The sequence below is a fragment of the Vibrio sp. 1557 genome, assembly GCF_033340175.1.
In the GTDB taxonomy this organism is placed as follows: Bacteria; Pseudomonadota; Gammaproteobacteria; order Enterobacterales; family Vibrionaceae; genus Vibrio; species Vibrio alginolyticus.
The window spans coordinates 1-1227 of the sequence record NZ_JAWOVZ010000182.1 but is presented as its reverse complement, the minus strand read 5'-3'; the positions used below and the strand labels follow the sequence as shown (position 1 = coordinate 1227).

The window sequence follows — 1227 nt, the reverse complement described above, 5'->3', positions numbered from 1 at the left end:
GATTGGGCGCCGCTCAAGCATGCGCTCAATATCAATTCTTAGTGCTCGAACGTCTGAATAGCGCAGTTTTGCGGCAGAGCGTGTCGCGCGTCTAATGACCCAGTAAACATCAGACCAAACGCGCGGTGACGGAAACATCATCGCGAGAATTTTACCCAGAGAGTACACATCGCTTTGTGCCGTCAGAAACTGACCAGTCTGTTGTTCTGGACTGGCAAAGTTTTGGCTAAACGCAATTAATGCGGGTGGGGATTCGCCACCGCTGTTTTGCACTTTCTGCGTCAGGTTGAAATCGAGCAATTTCGGGCGTTTATTTGGGTCAATCAGGATATTTTCAGGCTTGAGATCGGCGTGTAACACGTGGTGGTGATGCGCGTGTTCCATTGCCTGACAAATCTGCTTAAACAGCGTGAGCTTCTCATGGTCTGTCAGCGTGACTTCGGCAAGATAATCATCCAATGTTTGGCCAAACACGCGCTCCATGCCGATGTAAACCGAGTCGTCATGCAGGCCGCCGTCAAAGACTTTCGCAATATAAGGGTGATTTAAACGTGCTAGTAGCTGCGCTTCATCGAAAAGTGCCCGTTGTCCGAGCACATTACTTAAATTGCTTTGGATGAATTTGATCGCAAGATCTTGCTCGAAGGTCTCATCTGCACGTTGCGCGGCATAAACGACGCCCATACCACCACGCCCCAACTCATGAGTTAGGCGATACTTACTGATCACTTCGCCACTAAGGTCGATCTCGCTGTTGGTCGCTTGATGAGCGCCAAAGTAAAGCAATTGCGTTAATCGCTCTTCTGGGGCTTCATGGGCTAAAAGGGGCGCGAGTTGAATGTATAGCTCAGGTTGACTCTGTTGCAATTCTTGGAGGTATTGCTGCTTTTGAGAGTCGTCCAGATCAAGAAGATGATAATAAACTTGGGTTTCGCTGGAGCCTAACTGCACAGTGCCTGATATCTTATTGTTTTACGTGCGCTATTTTATAAGAAACTCAATATTAATGTCATTTATTTATTCGTTTTGCGAGTGTTTCTTTAAAAACAACTCTGTAACAATAAGTGCATGATTTTATTGTGGATATTATGTTTGGCTTTTGGTGGCTTGTCGGCATCCTGTGTATTCGTCATAATGTTACATGTAACATTATTGATAAATCACATATTTATGGCTCAACAGAATAAAAAGACACGAACGACATTGCAGGATGTCGCAGACCAAGTT

The 1227-nt window shown here is 45.6% G+C and carries 1 protein-coding gene; it reads right to left on the bottom strand.

Annotated features, from left to right (window positions below):
* On the bottom strand, positions 1-951 hold a 951-nt coding region (locus tag R7070_RS25690; RefSeq protein WP_318141449.1), incomplete at its 3' end, for a serine/threonine-protein kinase.
* Between the last annotated feature and the right edge of the window lie 276 nt (positions 952-1227).